19 protein-coding genes are annotated in these 19,309 nt (G+C 67.4%); 10 read left to right on the plus strand and 9 right to left on the minus strand.

From position 1 onward, the window contains the following. Positions 1 to 5 precede the first annotated feature (5 nt). The 8 genes from HNP46_RS04410 (at position 6) to HNP46_RS04445 (ending at position 7,873) form a co-directional block, all read left to right on the plus strand. On the plus strand, positions 6 to 734 hold the full coding sequence (locus tag HNP46_RS04410) for a flagellar basal body rod protein FlgF (RefSeq protein WP_184586288.1): 729 nt from the start codon (positions 6 to 8) through the stop codon (positions 732 to 734). Positions 735 to 761: 27 nt separating this feature from the next. Continuing rightward, complete coding sequence (gene flgG, locus HNP46_RS04415; protein WP_184586289.1) at positions 762 to 1,547, plus strand: flagellar basal-body rod protein FlgG; 786 nt, start codon at positions 762 to 764, stop codon at positions 1,545 to 1,547. Positions 1,548 to 1,549: 2 nt separating this feature from the next. Continuing rightward, on the plus strand, positions 1,550 to 2,212 hold the full coding sequence (gene flgH, locus HNP46_RS04420; protein ID WP_184586290.1) for a flagellar basal body L-ring protein FlgH: 663 nt from the start codon (positions 1,550 to 1,552) through the stop codon (positions 2,210 to 2,212). 30 nt (positions 2,213 to 2,242) lie between these two features. Next, positions 2,243 to 3,346: a flagellar basal body P-ring protein FlgI gene (locus tag HNP46_RS04425; RefSeq protein WP_184586291.1), complete on the plus strand. Its 1,104-nt coding sequence runs from the start codon at positions 2,243 to 2,245 to the stop codon at positions 3,344 to 3,346. Then, the gene (locus HNP46_RS04430) at positions 3,346 to 4,386 is read left to right on the plus strand and encodes a lytic transglycosylase domain-containing protein (RefSeq protein WP_184586292.1); all 1,041 of its coding nucleotides are present in this window, start codon (positions 3,346 to 3,348) and stop codon (positions 4,384 to 4,386) included. The genes HNP46_RS04425 and HNP46_RS04430 overlap by 1 nt, the downstream gene beginning before the upstream one ends. Then, the gene (gene flgK, locus HNP46_RS04435; protein WP_184586293.1) at positions 4,383 to 5,750 is read left to right on the plus strand and encodes a flagellar hook-associated protein FlgK; all 1,368 of its coding nucleotides are present in this window, start codon (positions 4,383 to 4,385) and stop codon (positions 5,748 to 5,750) included. The genes HNP46_RS04430 and flgK overlap by 4 nt, the downstream gene beginning before the upstream one ends. Before the next feature lie 22 nt (positions 5,751 to 5,772). Next, positions 5,773 to 6,687, plus strand: coding sequence for a flagellar hook-associated protein FlgL (gene flgL, locus HNP46_RS04440; RefSeq protein WP_184586294.1), 915 nt, complete (start codon positions 5,773 to 5,775; stop codon positions 6,685 to 6,687). Positions 6,688 to 6,826: 139 nt separating this feature from the next. Further along, on the plus strand, positions 6,827 to 7,873 hold the full coding sequence (locus HNP46_RS04445; RefSeq protein WP_184586295.1) for a hypothetical protein: 1,047 nt from the start codon (positions 6,827 to 6,829) through the stop codon (positions 7,871 to 7,873). A gap of 322 nt (positions 7,874 to 8,195) precedes the next feature. On the opposite strand, the gene mdtI is transcribed toward HNP46_RS04445, so the two are convergent. Together mdtI and HNP46_RS04455 are read right to left on the minus strand one after the other, a co-directional pair. After that, complete coding sequence (gene mdtI, locus HNP46_RS04450; protein ID WP_024766311.1) at positions 8,196 to 8,525, minus strand: multidrug/spermidine efflux SMR transporter subunit MdtI; 330 nt, start codon at positions 8,523 to 8,525, stop codon at positions 8,196 to 8,198. Further along, positions 8,519 to 8,890: an SMR family transporter gene (locus HNP46_RS04455; protein ID WP_184586296.1), complete on the minus strand. Its 372-nt coding sequence runs from the start codon at positions 8,888 to 8,890 to the stop codon at positions 8,519 to 8,521. The genes mdtI and HNP46_RS04455 overlap by 7 nt, the downstream gene beginning before the upstream one ends. Positions 8,891 to 9,350: 460 nt before the next feature. Between HNP46_RS04455 and HNP46_RS04460 the strand changes: the two genes are divergently transcribed. Next, positions 9,351 to 11,009: a SulP family inorganic anion transporter gene (locus HNP46_RS04460; protein ID WP_184586297.1), complete on the plus strand. Its 1,659-nt coding sequence runs from the start codon at positions 9,351 to 9,353 to the stop codon at positions 11,007 to 11,009. Between the two features lie 320 nt (positions 11,010 to 11,329). On the opposite strand, the gene HNP46_RS04465 is transcribed toward HNP46_RS04460, so the two are convergent. From HNP46_RS04465 to HNP46_RS04495, 7 genes are all read right to left on the minus strand, one after another. Further along, positions 11,330 to 12,124 (minus strand): ABC transporter ATP-binding protein, encoded by a 795-nt coding sequence (locus HNP46_RS04465; protein WP_184586363.1) that lies wholly within the window; start codon positions 12,122 to 12,124, stop codon positions 11,330 to 11,332. Between the two features lie 25 nt (positions 12,125 to 12,149). Continuing rightward, complete coding sequence (locus tag HNP46_RS04470; RefSeq protein ID WP_184586298.1) at positions 12,150 to 12,911, minus strand: ABC transporter permease; 762 nt, start codon at positions 12,909 to 12,911, stop codon at positions 12,150 to 12,152. After that, on the minus strand, positions 12,908 to 13,666 hold the full coding sequence (locus HNP46_RS04475) for an ABC transporter permease (protein WP_184586299.1): 759 nt from the start codon (positions 13,664 to 13,666) through the stop codon (positions 12,908 to 12,910). Before HNP46_RS04475 ends, HNP46_RS04470 begins: the two co-directional genes overlap by 4 nt. Before the next feature lie 3 nt (positions 13,667 to 13,669). After that, positions 13,670 to 14,881 (minus strand): MFS transporter, encoded by a 1,212-nt coding sequence (locus tag HNP46_RS04480; protein ID WP_184586300.1) that lies wholly within the window; start codon positions 14,879 to 14,881, stop codon positions 13,670 to 13,672. After that, complete coding sequence (locus HNP46_RS04485; protein WP_184586301.1) at positions 14,868 to 15,923, minus strand: ABC transporter substrate-binding protein; 1,056 nt, start codon at positions 15,921 to 15,923, stop codon at positions 14,868 to 14,870. The genes HNP46_RS04480 and HNP46_RS04485 overlap by 14 nt, the downstream gene beginning before the upstream one ends. A gap of 84 nt (positions 15,924 to 16,007) precedes the next feature. Beyond that, the gene (locus HNP46_RS04490) at positions 16,008 to 17,063 is read right to left on the minus strand and encodes an ABC transporter substrate-binding protein (RefSeq protein WP_184586302.1); all 1,056 of its coding nucleotides are present in this window, start codon (positions 17,061 to 17,063) and stop codon (positions 16,008 to 16,010) included. Positions 17,064 to 17,080: 17 nt separating this feature from the next. Next, positions 17,081 to 18,235, minus strand: coding sequence for an LLM class flavin-dependent oxidoreductase (locus tag HNP46_RS04495; protein WP_045213251.1), 1,155 nt, complete (start codon positions 18,233 to 18,235; stop codon positions 17,081 to 17,083). A 327-nt stretch (positions 18,236 to 18,562) separates the two neighbouring features. Here HNP46_RS04495 and HNP46_RS04500 point away from each other — a divergent pair, with 327 nt between their 5' ends. Then, positions 18,563 to 19,294: a class II aldolase/adducin family protein gene (locus HNP46_RS04500; RefSeq protein ID WP_184586303.1), complete on the plus strand. Its 732-nt coding sequence runs from the start codon at positions 18,563 to 18,565 to the stop codon at positions 19,292 to 19,294. Positions 19,295 to 19,309: the final 15 nt, after the last annotated feature.

Here is a 19,309-nt window from a genome sequence, read left to right on the forward strand (position 1 = left end):
TCGTCATGGATCGCCTCGGCTACACCGCAATGACCGCTGCCAGCCGCAGCATGTCCGCCCTGGACATCCGCGCCAACAACCTGGCCAACGTCAACACCCCCGGCTTTCGCGCCGACCTGGAACACGCCACTGCCGTCGACCTCTCCGGCGCCGGCTATGACAGCCGCCACCTGGCGCGCATCGAAAGCAGCGGCGTGGACATGAGCGCCGGCACCCTGATGGCCACCGGGCGTGACCTCGACGTCGCCATCCAGGGCGCCGGGCTGCTCGCCGTGCAGAACGGCAACGGCGAGGCCTACACCCGCGCGGGCAACCTGGAGATCGATGCCGATCGCCAGCTGATGATCAACGGCCGCGCCGTGCTCGGCGAAGGCGGCCCGATCACCCTGCCCGAGTACGACGCCATCGCCATCGGCAACGACGGCACCATTTCGGTCATGCCGCGCGGCGATTTCATGATGACCGACGTCGACCGCCTGAAATTGGTCGACGCCCCGGCTGCCTCCCTGGTGAAGAACGCCCAGGGCCTGCTGGTCAGCAAGGACGGCCAGAACGTCGCTGCCAGCGAAGACGTACGCCTGGTTTCCGGGCACCTGGAGCAGAGCAACGTTTCGGCCATCGACCAGCTGGTGGGGACCATGAGCCTGAACCGGCGATTCGAGACCCAGGTGAAGATGATGAAGGCCGCCTCGGATCTCGCCGAGGCCGGCGACCGCATGATCCGTGGCGCGTAACGCGCAGCGCGCAGACAGGAGCACAACATGAGTTCGGCACTTTGGGTCAGCAAGACCGGCCTGGCAGCCCAGGACACCGCGATGTCCACCGTGGCCAACAACCTGGCCAACGTCAACACCGTCGGCTTCAAGAGCGACCGCGCGGTCTTCGAGGACCTGTTCTACCAGGTGCAGCTGCAACCCGGCGCCCAGGCTGACCAGGTCAACACCGTGCCCTCGGGCATCCAGCTGGGCAGCGGCGTGCGCGTCGTCGGCACGCAGAAGGTGTTCACCGAAGGCAGCATGCAGACCACCGGCCAGCCCATGGACCTGGCCATCGTCGGCGCCGGCTTCTTCCAGGTCGAGGCGCCCAACGGCGACACCTACTACACCGAGAACGGCCAGCTGCAACTGAACAACGAAGGCATCGTGGTCAACGCCCAGGGCCTGCCGCTGACGCCGAACATCGAAGTGCCGGCCGGCGCCAGCCGCTTCACCGTCGGCAGCGACGGCATCGTCACCGCGGTGCTGCCGGGCGAGACCCTGCCCACCGAGCTGGGCCAGATCACCCTGGTCAACTTCACCAACCCGGCGGGCCTGGAGGCCCTCGGCGGCAACCTCTACAAGGAGACCGCCGCCAGCGGCGAGCCGCAGGAGGGCACGCCGGGCGAGGAAGGCCTGGGCACCCTCAAGCAGGGCGTGCTGGAAGGCTCCAATGTGCAGGTGGTGGAAGCGATGGTGAACATGATCGCCATCCAGCGTGCCTACGAGGCCAACGCCAAGGTGCTCGACGCCGCGTCGGGCATGCAGCAGTTCCTCAACCAGACGGTCTGACCATGACGCGCCTTGCCCTGCTGCTCGCCCTGGCACTGCTCGCCGGCTGCCAGAGCTTCGACGAGATGCTGCCGGACGAGGATTCCTCGGCCTACCAGCCGCCGGAGCTGGATTACAGCCAGCCGCCGACCACCAGCGGCGGCCTGTTCCGTTCCGGCTATGGCGGTTCGCTGCTGCGCGACAAGCGCGCCATCGGCGTCGGCGACATCGTCACCGTGGTGCTCAGCGAGTCCACCCAGTCGAGCAAGAGCGCGGGCACCAGCTTCGGCAAGAAATCCAGCCTGGACGTGCCGGTGCCGACCATCCTGACCAAGGACTACGGCGGCCTGGAAACCTCCGCCACCGCCAACCGCGACTTCAATGGTTCGGCGAAGAGCTCCCAGCAGAACACGCTGACCGGTTCCATCGCGGTGACCGTACACAAGGTGCTGCCCGGCGGCGTGCTGCTGGTGAAGGGCGAGAAATCCCTGCGCCTGAACCAGGGTGACGAGTTCATCCGCCTGACCGGCCTGGTGCGCATCGACGACATCAACCGCTCCAACCAGGTGTCCTCGCAGAACGTTGCCAACGCGAAGATTTCCTACGCCGGGCGCGGCGTGCTCAACGACAGCAACTCCGCCGGCTGGCTGACGCGCTTCTTCACCCATCCGCTGTTCCCGATGTAAGCAGGCGAGCCGTCCATGCGTAGAACGCTCATGCGTAGAAACCTTACCCGCCTGCTGGCGCTGCTCTGCCTGTCCTGGCAGGCGCAGGCGCTGGCCATTCCGCTGCTGGACCTCGTGGACATCGAAGGCGTGCGCGAGAACCAGCTGATCGGCTACGGCCTGGTCGTCGGCCTGGACGGCACCGGCGACAAGAACCAGGTGAAGTTCACCAACCAGTCGGTGGCCAACATGCTCAAGCAGTTCGGCGTGAACCTGCCGCCGAACGTCGACCCGAAGCTGAAGAACGTCGCCGCGGTCAGCGTCACTGCCAGCGTGCCGCCGTCCTACAGCGCCGGGCAGACCATCGACGTCACCGTGTCCTCGCTGGGCGATGCCAAGAGCCTGCGCGGCGGGCTGTTGCTGATGACGCCGCTGCAGGGCGTCGATGGCGAAGTCTATGCACTGGCCCAGGGCAATCTCGTCGTCGGCGGCCTGCACGCGCAGGGCCAGAGCGGCTCCAGCGTGTCGATCAACAGCGCCAACAGCGGCCTGATTCCCAACGGCGCGACCATCGAGCGGATGATCCCCAGCGACTTCGCCCAGCGCCCGGATGTGATGCTCAACGTGCGCAAGCCGAGCTTCCAGACCGCCACCCAGGTGATGAACGCGGTCAACGAACGCTTCGGTTCCGGAACCGCCACCGCGCTGGACGGCACCAAGGTTTCCGTCCGTGCGCCGGTCAGCCTGGCCCAGCGCACCAGCTTCATGGCCATGCTCGAAGCCATGGAAGTGCAGGAAGGCCGTACCCGGCCCAAGGTGGTGTTCAACAGCCGCACCGGCACCGTGGTGGTCGGCCAGGGCGTACGCGTGAAGGCCGCCGCCGTCGCCCACGGCACGCTCACCGTGACCATCAGCGAGAACCCCCAGGTCAGCCAGCCGGGACCTTTCTCCAACGGCACCACGGCGGTCACCCCGCAATCGGACGTCTCGGTCAGCCAGGACAAGAAGCCGATGTTCAAGTGGCCCGAGGGCACCAGCCTGGAAAGCATCATCAACACGGTGAACAGCCTGGGCGCCACGCCCGATGACGTGATGAGCATCCTCCAGGCGCTGGAACAGGCCGGCGCGCTGAACGCCGAGCTGGTGGTGATCTGATGAGCATCACCTCGCTCAATCGCCCCATCGTACCCGCCGGCCAGCCTGGCGAGTCGCCCGAGCAGGTGCGCCGCGAACAATTGCAGGCCGCCTCCGAACAGTTCGAGGCGATGTTCCTGCAGCAGATCCTCAAGCAGATGCGCAAGGCTGGCGACGTGCTTTCCGCCGGCAGCCCGCTGCGCAGCCGCGACCTCGATACGATGCGCGACTTCTACGACGAAGCGCTGGCGGAGCACCTGGCCTCGCGCAAGCAGACCGGCATCGCCGACCTGCTGGTGCGCCAGCTTTCCGCCGAACCCACCGACACCTCCCAAGCGGTTGCCCTCGCCGATGAGGGTGAAGCCTTGCGCCGTCCCTCGGTGTCCAGCCGCAACCCGCTGGTGGATACCTGGCAGCGTGGCGTGGATCGCCTCGCCCATGCCTGGCAGCAGGGCACGGCGGGTTTCCGCACCCTGGTGGACAGCGTGATCGGCCAGGAGTCCGGCGGCAACGCTGCCGCCGTCTCGCCCAAGGGCGCGCGCGGCCTGATGCAGCTGATGCCCGACACCGCCCGCGAAGTTGCCGGTGAACTCGGACTGCCCTACGACGAACAGCGCCTGACCAGCGATGCGGCCTACAACAAGGCCCTGGGCAGCGCCTACCTGGGCAAGCTGCTCGACCGCTACGACGGCCAGCACGTGCTCGCCCTGGCCGCCTACAACGCCGGCCCGGGCAAGGTGGACGAGTGGCTGAAGAGCAACGGCGACCCGCGCAACGGGCAGATCGGCATGGCCGACTGGGTGCGCAGCATTCCCTACGACGAGACCCGCGACTACACCCTGGGTGTGCTCCGACGCGTGCGTGAGGCCCAGGCGCCGGCGCGCATTCCCGGCAGCGGCCTGTCGCCGGCGAGCGGCCTGAAGCACGCACCGCAGGAAGGATTTAAGCGCCACGCCGATTCTGTCGCCTATCAGGGACAACAGCCTGAATTTGTATCCCGACCGGCCTCGGCGGCGTTTGCCCAGCCGATCCGCCTCGAGTCGAAGGAGAGTGCCTCTTGAGTCAATTGAGCCAGATCGGCTACAGCGGCCTGCGCGCGGCACAGATCGCCCTGGCCACCTCCGGGCAGAACGTCGCCAACGTCAACACCCCCGGCTTCAGCCGGCTGAGCCCGGTGCTCGCCTCGCTGGCCGGCGAGGGCGGGCTGAACGTCGGTGGCGGCGTGACGGTGACCAGCATCCGCCGCATGGCCAATGACTTCCAGAACCAGCAGCTGTGGCGCGCTACCACCGAGCAGAGCTACTACGACAGCGGCCAGCAGTACCTGTCGGCGCTGGAAGGCCTGATGGGCGGCGAAGGCTCGAGCATCAGCGTCGGCCTGGACAACTTCTTCGCCGCGCTCAGCGAGGCCACTGCCACTCCCGGTTCGGTCGCCCTGCGCCAGCAGATCATCAACGAGACGAAGAACCTCGCCCAGCGCTTCAATGGCCTGTCCGGCAACATCGACAGCCAGCTGCGCGCCCTGCAGGAGCAGCGCGGCTCGATGGTCGGCGAGATCAACGGGCTGACTGCCAACCTCGCGGCGCTGAACAAGCAGATCGTCGAGGTCAACTCCACCGGTGGCGACACCACCGCGCTGCGCGACCATCGCGAGAGCCTGGTGCAGGACCTCTCGAAGTACGCCTCGATCCGCGTCAACGAAGTGGCCGACGGCTCGCTCACCGTCTCCCTGGCCAACGGCCAGCCGCTGGTGGCCGGCAACTCCGCCGGGCAACTGGCGATCAGCCGCAGCGCCAGCGGCGAGCAGGACATCGCCCTGACCTTCGCCGGCACCAGCTTCCCGCTGGCCCAGGACGGCATGGGCGGTTCCCTCGGCGCGCTGTACGACACCGAGTACGATTCCCTGCGGCCGAACCAGACCGCCCTGCACGAGATGGCCGGGCAGTTCGCGCAGATGGTCAACGACACCCTGGCCAACGGTTTCGACCTCAACGGCAACCCCGGCCAGGCGCTGCTCACCTACAACGCCGGCAGCACCACGGCGATGCTCAGCCTGAACGACCTCAAGCCCGAGCAACTGGCGCTGTCGGACACTGCCGGCGAGTCCGGCAACAACGTCAACCTGCTCAAGCTGCTGGACCTCAAGAGCCAGTCGATCACCCTCGACGGCAGCCAGGTAACCCTCAACGACGCCTTCGCCGGCCTGCTCGGCAAGGTCGCCAGCGCCAGCCGGCAGAACCAGGCCGACCAGAAGACCGCCACCACCGTGGCCACCCAGGCGCAGGCCGCGCGCGACAGCGTCAGCGCGGTGAGCCTGGATGAAGAGGCGGTCAACCTGATCACCTACCAGCAGGCCTACCAGGCCAACATGAAAGTCATCAGCACCGCCAAGGAGCTGTTCGACTCGATGCTCGCGGCCTTCTAGGGCCCTGGCTAAGGAAAGCAGCATGCGCATTACCAACGCACAGATCACCGCGCTGATGGGCGGTTCGATGAACAGCAACTCGGCGGCCCTGGGCAAGCTGATGCAGCAGATGTCCAGCGGCCAGCGCATCCTCCAGCCGTCCGACGATCCCATCGCCAGCGTGCGCATGCTGCGCATTCAGCGCGAGGAAGCGAGCCTGGCGCAGTACCGCACCAACATCGGCAACGTCTCGGGCAACCTGTCGACCCAGGAAACCAACCTGCAGTCCACCTCCGACGCCATGCTCAACGTGCGCGATCTGCTGCTCTGGGCGGCCAACGGCTCCAACACCGGCGGCGATCTCGGCGCCATGGCCGGGGAGCTGGAGAACATCGAGAAGACCATCGTCAGTTTCGTCAACGTGCGCGACGAGGAAGGCCGCTACCTGTTCTCCGGCACCCTCAGCGACACCGCCGCGGTGACCTACGAACCGCTGACCGACAGCTACGTCGCCACCGGCAACGACAAGTCGCGCCAGGCTGCCGTGGCCAACGGCGTGCAGGTGGAAGAGAACGTCACCGCGCTGGGCATGTTCGGCAACGGCATGGACTTCCTCAACCAGCTGCATGCCACGGTGAAGATGCTCAAGGACCCGGCACTGGACGTGACCGACCCAGCTGTCCACGCGCAGATCGCGGCGACCATCGACAGCCTCGACAGCGCCCACGACGGCGTACTCGGCGCCATTACCGAGCTGGGCGGCCGGCAGAACACCCTGACCATGCTCAATTCGAGCAACGAGGAGGTGTCGCTGGTGAACCAGAAGATCAACGGCGAGCTGTCGCAGCTGGACTACGCCGGCGCGAGCATCGACCTGAACACCTACCAGCTGGCCCTGCAGGCCACGCAGAAGACCTACCTGAAGCTCAACGACCTGTCGCTGTTCAGCCGCCTGTAAGTTTCTTCGTAGGGGAGCCGGGCCGCGCCGCAAGGAGGTCTGGACGCCAATCGGCGACGCATCGTCCGGCTCCTCTACTTTTTATCCCGCTTCCGCCCGGCCCGTGCCGGGCGGAAGCACATCCGGTGCAGAGGTCACCATGAAGGTCATCAAGCAACTGCCGGCCGCTGCCGTGTTCGATCCCAGCGCCCGCCGCGACGTCATCCTGCCGCCCAGCGGGGAACGGCAGAACGCCCTGCGCAAAGGCGAGGACAAGGGGGAGAACGCCGCACAGATGGCGCGCGGCGCGCAGAAGAGCGGCAGTTTCAACCTGCAGCTGAATCAGCAGCTGTCCTCCATACAGTCGGCCGACAGCTACCTGGGCGACCTGCAGGACCGCCTCGGCGGCCTCAAGCTCAACCTCAGCCGCGAGCTGAGCGCGCCGCAGTCCCAGGACCGCGAAGGCGTGCGCCAGGCCACCCGGCAGGTCAACGAGCTGCTGGAACAGCGCGCCCAGCGCTCGGACGGCAGCCTCGACGCCAACTTCCGCCTGCGCCTCAACGAGCCGGTGCGCAGCCGCTTCAGCCTCGAAGGCCTGGAGTCGCTGGAAGCCATCCAGCGCTCGGGCAAGGAAACCCTGCTGTTCAGCGCCGGCCGCCAGCTCGCCGAACCGGCCGCGGTGGTACTGGACGACGGCATGAGCACCGAGCAGGTGCTGCGCCGCTTCAACGCCACGCTGGGCCAGGCCGGAATTCGCGCCGAACTCGATAGCGACGGCGCGCTGAAGTTCTCCGCCCCCGAGGCCGACTGGCAGCAGCTCAAGGGCCAGCTGGCGGTGCAGGGCGAGGGCAAGCTGTTCGCCAAGGGCAGGAACACCCGGCTGAAAAGCCAGGAAGAAGGGCTGCTGGCGTTCCCCACCGAGGTCAAGACCGATGCCTTCCGTGAACAGCGCCAGCTGCTCGACTCGGTGGTGTCGGCGCTGGATCGCATCGGCGGCCTGCGCGACCAGCTGCGCCATCGCCAGGACGACATCCGCGACTTCCTCGACCGCCACGCCAGCGAGGATGAGCGCGAATGGGCGCATACCTTCGCCGCGTCCATGCTCGATCGCATGGGGCGCAGTGCCACGCACTACAGTGCGGCAGCGCAAACGGTGGTGGCCCAGGCCAATCTCAGCCGCTTCGCGGTGGTCAGCCTGCTGGCGTGAGTGCTGCGTGATCAGCCATGTGCGGCTCTGGTAGGGCGCATAACGCGCCAGCGTTATCCGCCGCGCGGTTTGCGGCGGATAACCTGTTCCAGGTTATGCGCCCTACAGGCCTAACCCTCTCCCGGAGGGAGAGGGGACCGTTCGGTGCAGGAGGAAACCACAGCGTCAGCCGGCACGGACAGCTCCCTCTCCCTCTGGAGCGGGGCGCGCAGCCAGGGCTGGGGTGAGGGGAAAGGCCAGCACCGTGCTTGCAAGATGGCTTTTCTAAAAACAACAAAAAGGCGGAGCCCAGCTCCGCCTTTTGTATTCTCATCGGGGCCGATCACGCCAGCTTCAGCAGCCCCATGCCCAGCACCAGCATCGCCAGGCCGACCCAGCCGCGCCACACCAGGCGCTGGCCGAACAGGGCCCAACCCATGGCGACGGTGGCGAGGATGCCGAAGCCGCCCCAGATGGCGTAGGCCACCGACAGCTCGATGCCGCGTACTGCTTGCGCAAGCGCGGTGAACGCGCCCAGTACGCAGAGGATCGACGCTGCGCCGATCAGGCGCTTGCGGAAGCCGTCGGAGTACTTCAGCAGCAGGTTGGCGATCACTTCCAGGACGATGGCCAGGCCCAGCCAGGCCATCGGAATCAGGTCATGGTTCAGCATGTCACGGCCTCCCCATTCAGAGCGCGGCTGTCTTCACGCTGGCCGGTACGGGTACCGGATTTCACCAGCAGGATGCCGGCGATCATCACGGCCAGGCCCAGGGCCTTGTCCAGGCTCAGGTGCTCGCCGAGGAAGAAGGCGCTGACCAGGGTGATCAGCACGATGCCGATGCCTTCCCACAGGGCGTAGGCCACGCCGACCGGCACGCGCTTGATGGCCAGCGACAGGAAGTAGTACGACAGGCCGATCATCAGGTACATCAGCAGCAGCCCGGCGACCGGGAACAGCGTGTGGGTGAATTTCATCGAGGTGGTGCCGACGACTTCGAAGCCGATGGCGGCAAACAGGTAGATCCAGGAACGCATGGTAAAGCCCTCCCACGGGCAGCCGCGCGCAGTCTCGCTAAGAGCATCCTTGCGGCGGTTTTCGGTTCGGGTTCGGTGGGCCGACTCGGGCAACGGAATCGCTGCGCTGGGCGCCACCAACAGGTGGTTGCCGAAGGGAGGAGCTAGAGGTCGCCGGTCCAGTGACGCTCGCGCGAAACCAGGCGGGAAGTGGGGAGAGGTAGAGCCTTGATGTTCAACATAATGAACATATTGTGCCTTTTTTCCGCTTCACTGGCAAATCAACCCGGTTGATTTTCGTCATGAACGCCCATGAACAGGCGCTTTGCAACCCTGCTGGACCCTGCGTGCTCTCTGGGTTGTGCAATATCTTGTTCACTCTGTTTCTCCTGCGACAGCACGCCACAGGCATGACCTGCGCCAGGCCATTCCGGTCTGCGGCCTGCTAGCATCGAGCATCGATATCCCGTCGGAGACTGTGATGATCGCCCTGCGAGAAGCCTGGAAGGCCGGACTGTTCGGCCGCGAGCACTGGACGCGCAACCTGGTGGCCGGGGTCATAGTCGGGGTGGTGGCGCTGCCATTGGCCATGGCCTTCGCCATCGCCAGCGGAGTGAAGCCCGAGCAGGGCATCTACACGGCGATCTTTGCCGGCGTGCTGGTCTCGCTGCTGGGTGGCAGCCGCGTGCAGATCGCCGGGCCCACCGGCGCGTTCATCGTCATCCTCGCCGGAGTCACCGCCAAGTACGGCGTCGACGGCCTGCAGATTGCCACGCTGATGGCCGGGGCGATCCTCGTGCTGCTGGGCGTCAGCCGCCTGGGCAGCATCATCCGCTTCATTCCCGCGCCGGTGATCGTCGGCTTCACCGCCGGCATCGGGGTGATCATCTGGGTCGGCCAGTGGAAGGACTTCTTCGGCCTGCCGGCGGTGACCGGCGAGCATTTCCACCAGAAGCTCTGGCATCTGCTCCAGGCGTTGCCGCAACTGCACATCGCGACGACGCTGCTGGCATCGCTGAGCCTGGCGCTGGTGCTGTTCTCGCCGCGCATCAAGGGCCTGAGCCGGGTGCCCGGCCCGCTGGTGGCGATGGTGGTGGTGACGGCCATCCAGTCGCTGTTCCATTTCGATGGCGTGGCTACCATCGGCAGCGCTTTCGGCGGTATCCCCCAGGGCCTGCCGAGCTTCAGCCTGCCGCAAGTGACTCTGCCGCGCGTGCTCGAACTGATCGGCCCGGCCTTCGCCATCGCCATGCTCGGCGCCATCGAGTCGCTGCTCTCGGCGGTGGTCGCCGACGGCATGGCCGGCACCCGCCACGACTCCAACCAGGAGCTGATCGGCCAGGGCATCGCCAACCTGGTCACCCCGCTGTTCGGCGGCATCGCCGCCACCGGCGCCATCGCCCGTACCGCGACCAACATCCGCAACGGCGGCAACAGCCCGCTGGCCGGCGTCACCCACGCCGCGACCCTGGTGCTGATCCTGCTGTTCCTCGCGCCGCTGGCGTCGAACATCCCGCTCTGCGCACTGGCGGCGATCCTCTTCGTGGTGGCCTGGAACATGAGCGAGGCGCGGCACTTCCTGTTCATGCTCAAGCGTGCGCCGCGCGCCGACGTGGCCATCCTGCTGGTGACCTTCCTGCTCACCGTGTTCAGCGACCTGGTGATCGCGGTGAACATCGGCGTGATCCTCGCCATGCTGCACTTCCTGCGGCGCATGGCGTCCTCGGTGGAAGTCCACGCCGACGACGGCCCGGAGCTGGACGTCGAACTGCGTGGCCGCGGCCTCGGTGAGCTGCCGCCCGGCGTGCTGGTCTACAGCATCGAGGGGCCGCTGTTCTTCGGCGCGGCGGAAACCTTCGAGCGCGCCCTGGCCAAGACCCACACCGACCCCAAGGTACTGATCATCCGCCTGCGCCATGTGCCGTTCATGGATATCACCGGTCTGCAGACGCTGCAGGAAGTGATCGAACAGCTGCAGCGGCGCGGCATCGAGGTGCGCCTGTGCGAGGCCAATGCACGGGTGCTGGGCAAGCTGCGCAAGGCGGGGGTGCTGGAGGAGATCGGCGCGGGGTATCACCCGGATTTCCCGGCGGCGTTGTCCGCTGCCAGCGCCGAGGCTGCCGGCGAATCACGGACGTAGGATGGGTGGAGCTTGCGATACCCATGCTGTTGCTGCGCAGAAATGATGGGTATCGCTGCGCTCCACGCCATCCTACGTCGACATTCTCGTGGCGCTCCGTCATTGCGCAGGGCTGGTCCAGGGAGAGAAAAGCCACCGCGGCGTACTAACAGGCGACGTAGGAGCGGACTCCGTCCGCGATAGCTTCGCAACGCGCCGGATGCCGATCGCGGACGGAGTCCGCTCCTACGCATCGATCAGTCCCGTAGGGCGCATAACGCCCCTGGCGTTATCCGCCGATGGCGGATAACCCGTTCCGGGTTATGCGCCCTACAACAGGATCACCCCTGCATCAGCTCCGCCAGCAACTCTTCTTTCAATGTCGTCAGCCGCGAATGCCCACGCTCCCGCGGATGCGGCAGGTCCACGCGGACCTCATGGCGAATCCGCCCCGGCCGCGCGTCCATGACGATCACCCGGTCGCCCAGGTACAGCGCCTCTTCCACGTCGTGGGTCACCATGATCATGGTGCTGCGCTGCTGCACCCAGATGCGTTGCAGCTCGTGTTGCAGGCGCACGCGGGTGAGGGCGTCGAGGGCGCCGAAGGGCTCGTCCAGCAGCAGCACCTTGGGCCGGGTGATCAGCGCGCGGGCGATGGCGGCGCGCTGGGCCATGCCGCCGGAGAGCTGGTGCGGGTAGGCCTGCTCGAAGCCGGTCAGCCCCACCAGTTCCAGGTGGTCGGCGACCAGTTCGCGCTTCTCGGCGCGAGTCAGCTTCTGTTTCTTCAATGCCAGGGCGACGTTCTGCTCCACGGTCTTCCAGGGGAACAGGCGGTGGTCCTGGAACACGATGCCGCGTTCCAGGCCCGTGCCGGTCACCGTCTGGCCGTCGAGCAGGATGCGCCCGCTGTAGTCGTTTTCCAGGCCGACGATCAGCCGCAGCAGCGAGGATTTGCCGCAGCCGCTGGCGCCGACGATGCTGACGAACTCGCCGGGGCGCACCGCCAGATCGATGTTCTGCAGCACCGGCAGGCTGCGGCCGTCGATGGAATAGGCCTTGCTCAGGCCCTGGATGGCCAGTGCGCCGTGTTGCGCCTGCTGGGCCGGAAGGAGGGCGGGATCGAGGATCGCGTTCATGGTCTGGGCACTCATGGCAAAGGGGTCAGCGCAGGTTGCGCCAGCGCAGCAGGTGGCGCGCGGCGCGGGCGAACAGCTGGTTCATGGCGTAGCCGAGCAGGCCGATGCTGAGCACGCCGATCACCACGATCTCCATGCGCGAGCCGGTCTCGGCGTTCATCATCAGGTTGCCCAGGCCCATGCCGGTGGAGAGGAACAGCTCGCAGCCCACCGAACTGACCCAGGCGAAGGCCAGCGCGTGCAGCACGCCGTTGCTCAGGCTCGGCAGCGCGCCGGGCAGCAGCACTTCGCGGAACTGCTGCCAGGGGCCGAAGGCATACAGCCGGCCGACTTCGCGGTAGCGCTTCTCCACGTCGCGGAAGCCCTCGAAGGCGTTCAGCGTCATCGGGTAGAAGGCGGCGAGGCTGACGATCAGTACCTTGGACGGCTCGCCGCTGCCGAACCACAGGGCGATCAGCGGGATCAGGCCGAGAATCGGCACCTGGCGGATCGTGTGGTAGAGCGGCGCGAATAGCCGCTCCAGGGGCTTCGACAGCGCCATGCCGGCGCCCAGCGCGAAGCCGGCGAGCACGCCCAGCAGCAGGCCGAGGCAGGTGCGTTGCAGGCTGGCGCTGACGCTCAGCCACAACTCACCAGTACGGATCAGCTCGACGAAGCCGGCGCCGATGCGCTCCAGCGGCACGAAGGCATAGGCAGCGCTGGCGCCCTGTTGCGACTGCCAGTGCCAGGCGGCGATCAGCAGCGCCGGCAGCAGCAGCCCGCGCAGCTTGCTGAGGTGTCGGATCATGGTGTCGGTCTCCAGCGCAGCAGGCGCTTCTCCAGCAGGCGGAAGGCGAAATCGAGGACGAAGCCGATGGCCCCGGTGACCACCACGCCGACCATCACGATGTCGATGCGCAGCATCTGCCGGCTCAGCTCGATCATCTGCCCCAGACCGCTGTCGGCGGCGAGCAGTTCGGCGGCCACCAGCACCATCCAGGCGCGGCTCAGGCTGATGCGCAGGCCGGTGACGATGGGCGGCGCGGCGGCGGGGAAGGCGACGTCGCGCAGCAGGCTCCACAGCGGCAGGCGGTACACGCTGGCGACCTCGAAATAGCCACGCGGGATACCCTTCACGCCCTCGCTGGCGGCCAGCGCCACGGGGAAGAAGGCGGCCTTGGTGACGATGAGGATCTTGAAGGTCTCTTCCACGCCGAAGAACAGGATGAACATCGGGATCAGCGCGATCGACGGCACCTGGCGCAGGGTGTGGAACAGCGGCGCGCAGTAGGCTTCCACGGTCTTCGACAGGGCCATGGCGGTGCCGAACAGCAGCCCGCCGATGGCGCCGATGGAGAAGCCGATGGCCAGCCGCGACAGACTGTTGGTCACGTGCTCGCGCAGCTCGCCGCTGGCCAGCAGGTCCTGGAAGCTGAGCCAGACTTCCGCCGGCGGCACCAGCAGCTGCGGCGGGAACCAGCCGGCGCGGGCGGCGACGAACCAGGCCAGCAGCAGGAGCAGCGGCGAGGCGAACCAGCTCAGGCGATCGAGTGTGCGGCTCATGGCTCAGCCCTCCTGGCCGAGCAACGGCTCGGCGCTCTGACGGCGCAGCTTGCGTTGCCAGCAGAACAGCGCGGCCAGCAGCACCAGGGGAATCCAGCAGAGGAACAGGTTGCCCAGCCCGACGAAGTGGCTGATCGCCCCGCCCAGCAGCGCGCCGGAAAAACTGCCGGACATGGAGGCGAGGTTGAACAGCCCGGAAATCTTGCTCTTGTCCATGGCGTGCTCGCCCAGCTGGGCCATGTTCACCAGATGGATCAGCGCGGCCGCCGCACTGAGCAGCACCCCACCCAGGGCCAGCAGCCAGTAGTCACGCGCGATGCCGAGCAGCAGCAGGGCGGCCAGTGCGGCTGACAGGCTGCCGATGTAGGCCAGGCGCCGGCCGCTGCGTTCGATCAGGTAGCCGAAGCCGAACAGCCCAAGCACCGAGGCCAGCCCCTGGATCATCACCAGGCTCACTGCCTGGCCTTGGGAGAGGCCGGCGACTTCCATCGCCAGCAGCAGGATGAAGGTGCCGAACAGCGCGCTGGTGGCGGCGCTGAGCAGTTCGATCAGGCAGCTCTCGGCGATCTCGACATTGGCCAGCATGGCGCCGACCTGTTGCAGCAATCCTCCGGTGGCGGCGGCCACCGGCACATCGTCGCTGGGTGCTTCGCCTTCCCAGAAGCCGAGGCTGTAGAAGGCCATCAGGCCGAAGCACAGGCCGATGGCGGCAAAGCCCCAGGTGAAGCTCGCCGCAGCGCTCAGCCAGTTGCCCAGCAGCGGTCCGAGCAGGCCCATGCCCAAGGTCAGCGAGCCGCGGTACCAGCCGGCCTTGTCGTTGCCGATGCGCTTGAGCTGACGGAGGAAGGCGCTGTTCATGGCGACGATGCGGAACGGGATGCACAGGCCGATCAGCAGGCGGGCAAAGGCCAGCCACAGCCAGCCGCCCAGCAGCGGGATGGCCAGGTTCAGCAGCATCGGCCCGAGGCTGGCGAGGAAGTACATCCGGCGCGCACCGAAGCGGGCGATGACGAAGCCGGCGGGCAGGGTGAGGATCACCATGCCGAGCGCTTCCATGGCCGAGATGATGCCGATCTGCATGGCGTTGGCGCCGATGCTGATGGCGTAGAGCGTGGTGACGATCTTCGCCATGCCGATGGTGGCGCCGCTGAACGCCGCCAGCAGCATGAAGTTGAGGAGGAAGGCGGCGGGCCGCGCCGGGCTAGATGGCGACATCGATCTTCCCCAGCAGGGCTTCCAGCGGGCGCGGGTCGATCCAGTGGTCGACGTCGAAGTGCTCGCCGATGAATTCCCAGCGTTGCAGGAACTGCGTGAGGTCGCGCAGGGCGTTGAGCGAGCGCTCTGCCAGGTTGGTCTGCAGGCGCAGGTGCGCGTCCTCGCCGTAGGCGCTGGCTACCCAGAACTCGCTGGTGTTCAGCTCGCGGGCGAGGAAGCGGCGGGTCTCCTCCGGGTGCGCCCAGGCCCATTGCTCGGCGCGCAGTACCGTGTCGAGCACCAGCACGGCGGCATCGAAGTGTTCGTCCAGCAGTTGCTGGTCGACGGTCAGGGTGCGCGGCGTGCCGATGTTGGAACGCACCAGCGGCTCGGGGTGCGAGCCGACGTCCAGCACCACATGCAGGCCGAACTCGTGGGCCAACTGCAGGCCGTGGGCGCCCTTGAGGAAGATGGCGTCGATGTCGCCGCGCAGCAGGCCGATCAGCTCGTTGTTGCGCTGCACCACGCGGTTGCCCTTGAGTGCCACCTGGGCGCCGAACACATGGCGCACAGGGTCGTCGCTGAAGGTGCCGCCGTAGGGGTAGTCCACCAGTTCGACGTCGCGCACTTCCAGGCCTTCCAGGCGCAGGGCGTTTTCCAGGCCGCGCAGGGACTGGGCGCGGGTGAAGTCGATCTGCACGTTGGCCCACTTCGGCAGGCCGAAGCGCCGATGGCGCAGGTCGCGGATGCTGCGCACGCCGCTGTCCGGCGCGCTGACGATGAGCTGCACCTCGTCGCTCCACGACAAGCCGATCACCCGCGTGCGCGCGCCGCTGGCGCGGGCCCAGATGGCCGGGATGTTGCCGCCGTGGCGCACGGAGTAGGGCAGGTGGTGGTCGAAGTGCGCCTCGCGCACCTCGCGCTCGGAGGACTCGCGCAGCGACTGGATGCGCGTGCCGAACGGGCGGAAGGCCTGGGCCAGGCGCCCGGATTCGACGGCGATGCCGAGGCCCGTGGGAACGGGGCTGTGGGTGTACCAGAGGGTTTCCAGCGGTGTGCTCATGGGTGTCCGTCGGGGAGGAAAGCCCCCGCGCCGTCGCGCGGGGGCCAGGTCGGGAAACAGAGGGAAGCGCCCTCGTGACGTTGATCAGCCGGTTTTCTGCGCGAGGCGGCTGCGCAGGGCTTCCAGCGGGCGCGGGTCGATCCACTCGCGCACGTCGAAGCGCGCCGGGATGAAGTTCCAGCGCTGCAGGAAGTCGGTGAAGTCCTGCAGGGCGAGGATCGAGCCTTCGTCGAGGTTGGTGCGCAGGCGCAGGTGGGCGTCCTCGCCATAGGCGGTGGCGACCCAGAACTCGCTGCTGTTGGTTTCCCGCGCCAGGTAGCGGCGGGTGTCGTCCGGGTGCTGGTGCGCCCAGTCCTCGGCGCGCAGGACCGAGGCGAGGATCGCGGTGGCGGCGTCGGGGTGCTGCTCCAGCAGGTTGAGGTCGACGCTCAGGGTGCGCGGCGTGCCGTTGTTGGCGCGGATCAGCGGCTCGGGGTGCGCGCCGGTGTCGATCACCGTGTGCAGGCCGAACTGCTGCGCCAGCTGCACGGCGTGGGCGCCCTTGAGGAAGATCGCGTCCACCTCGCCGCGCAGCAGCCCGACCAGTTCCGGGTTCTGGCTGCGCCGACGGCTGCCGCCGTGGCCGGTGATGCCGACGATGTTGCCCGGCGCCTCGTCGCTGAAGGTGCCCTTCAGGCCGAAGTCCACCAGCTCCAGGTCGCGCACTTCCAGGCCTTCCAGGCGCAGGGCGTTCTCCAGGCCGCGGATGGCCTGGGCGCGGGTGAAGTCGATCTGTGCACCGCTCCAGTCCGGCAGGCCGAAGCGCCGGCCATTGAGGTCGCGCACGGTGCGGATGCCGCTCTCGGCGGTGGTCAGGATCAGCTGCGCCTCATCGGCCCAGGACAGGCCGATCACGCGGGTCTCGCGGCCGCTGGCGCGGGCCCAGATGGCCGGGATATTGCCGCCGTGACGCACCGAGTTCTGCAGGGTGTGGTCGAAGTGCGACTCGCGCACCGCCTGGTCGGCGGACTCGCGCAGCGACTTGATCTGCGTGCCCTGCTCGGCGAGGGATTCTTCCAGCCAGCCTTTCTGCACGGCGATGCCAAGGCCGGTGGGGACCGGGCAACGGGTGTACCAGAGGGTATCGAGGGGACGGGACATGTGCAGCTCCTTGTGGGTCAGGCGCGGGCCTTGAGTTCGTGGACGTCGGCGCGTTTGCCCTGCACCAGCGGCAGGACTTCCTGGCCGATGCGCAGGGCTTCTTCCAGGTGCGGATTGCCGGCGAGGATGAAGGTGGAGAAGCCGGCGTCGCGGTATTCGGCGAGGCGCTCGGCGACGTTCTCGTGGCTGCCCACCAGGCCGATGGTCGGCCCCGGTTTGGCCTTGCCGAAGCCGGCCCAGAGGTTGGGGCCGAGGATCAGGTCGTCGAAGCGCTCGACGTTCTGGTGGTAGGCGGTCTGCCGCGCGGCACCGACGGAATCCGAGCCGGTGGCGAAGTTCTTGATGAAGGCGCTGGTGCGCGCATCGATGCGCTCGTACTGGCGGCGCAGCTCGCTCCAGGCGGCCTCTTCGGTCTCGCGGGCGAACAGGTCGATGCGGATGCCGAAGCGGATCTCGCGGCCCTGCTTGTCGGCCAGCTCGCGCACGCGCTCCAGGTGCGGCTTGAGCTTGTCGATGGGCTCGGCCCAGTTGAGGTAGACGTCGGCGTGCTTGGCTGCGACGTCCAGTGCGGGGTCGGAGAAGCCGGAGAAGTACACGCCCGGTTTACGCACGTTGCGCAGCGCGATCGGCAACGAACCGTTCTCCAGCTGGTAGATGTCGCCCTGGTAGGAGAACTGCTCGTTCTTCCACAGGCCGTCGATGATGTCGAGGAACTCGCCGGTGCGCTGGTAGCGCTTGTCGTGCTCGAGGAAGTCGCCGTTGGCGCGCTGGCTGGCGGGGTTGCCGCCGGTGATGATGTTCCACTCCAGGCGGTCGCGGGACAGGTGCTGGAGGATCGCGGCCTGCTGGGCGGCGTAGGCCGGCAGGGTCCAGGCAGCCTGGAAGGCGATGAGGAACTTGATCCGGCGGGTCTCGCGGGCCAACGCGGCGGCGGCGATCCACGGCTCCGGCCCGGTGGGCAGCAGCGCGCCCTCGAAGCCGGCGATCTCGGCGGCCTTGGCGACCTGGGCGATGTAGTCGATGTAGGTGAAACCGTCCGGCTCGCCGTTGGGCAGGCGGCCCGGGGCGATGTTGCCGGGCCGTTCGATGTGGCTGCCACGGTTGTTCTTGTCCGAGGCGAGATAGGGACCGTCGCTGCCCAGCGGCAGTCGCCAGAAGAATTCGGTGCTCATGGGCTTGCTCCTTTGCATGGCGGGGCAGCGTCGTGCTGCTCGTGCAGGGTCTTGAGCAAGGGCTGTGCCCAAAGCCTGCAGGCCAGGCGGGGCGCGGCTTTCGAGCTGGCGTGCTGCTGTGGCAGCAGGGCGTTTGTCTGTACAGCAGCAGTGGGTCAGCAGGGGATGCTGGGCGGGCAGCAATTTCGCCTGTCCGGCCTGGATTTCTGCTGCCTTTCGTGAGCAAGTAGTTGATTGGTATGGCTATTTTTTACTGGCACAAGTCCTGCTCAGGCAGTGGAACACCGCCATGCGGTTCATCCATCCCCGACTGCCAGGAGGCACTCCATGTCCACCCTCGATCCCCGACTCGCCAGCCAGCTCGAACAGGTCCGCCGCGACTTCGCCAAGGCCTTCCGCGTGCTCAAGGAAAGCCGCACCCTTACCGCCACCAACACCTACCAGGCCTACGTGCGGGTGCCGGACAGTGACCAGGTGATCGCCGTCCACGCGCCCAACCCCTGGGCCGACGACCAGGAAATCCGCGCGGTGGTCGCCACCTATGACGGCGAGGTGATCCTCGACGAAAGCATCCCCGGCGCGACCCCGCTCAGCGGTCGGGGCGCCGGCGGCAACGGCAAGCGCTACGCGGCGATCTTCCAGGCGCGCCCGGAGGTGAACGTGGTGATCCACGTGCACACCGCCTACCTCGGCGGCTGGGCCAGCGCCCACCGCCTGCTGCCGATCCGTTACGCCGCCTCCCAGCGCGTGACCCTGGCCCGCGAGCTGCCGATCTACATCGACCGCCGCCAGCCCGAGCCGCTGTTCATCCTCGACAGGCTGGCCGAGAACCCGCACACCCCGGCCATCCTCGAAGCCAACGGCGGCGCGACCTTCTGGGGCGACGACCTGATCAAGGCGTCCAAGCTGATCCTGCTGCTGGAGGAGGGCGCCTACTTCCAGGGCCTCGCCGAAAGCCTCGGCGGCTCGAAGGAATTCGGCCCCGGCGTGCTGGAGCAACAGTGGAAGATGACCGGCCTCTGGGAGCAGGGCCAGAAGCTGCTGGGTGCGGCGGCCTGAGTTTCTTCACGGCAT

This window comes from Pseudomonas nitroreducens, from assembly GCF_014204515.1.
In the GTDB taxonomy this organism is placed as follows: domain Bacteria; phylum Pseudomonadota; class Gammaproteobacteria; order Pseudomonadales; family Pseudomonadaceae; genus Pseudomonas; species Pseudomonas nitritireducens_A.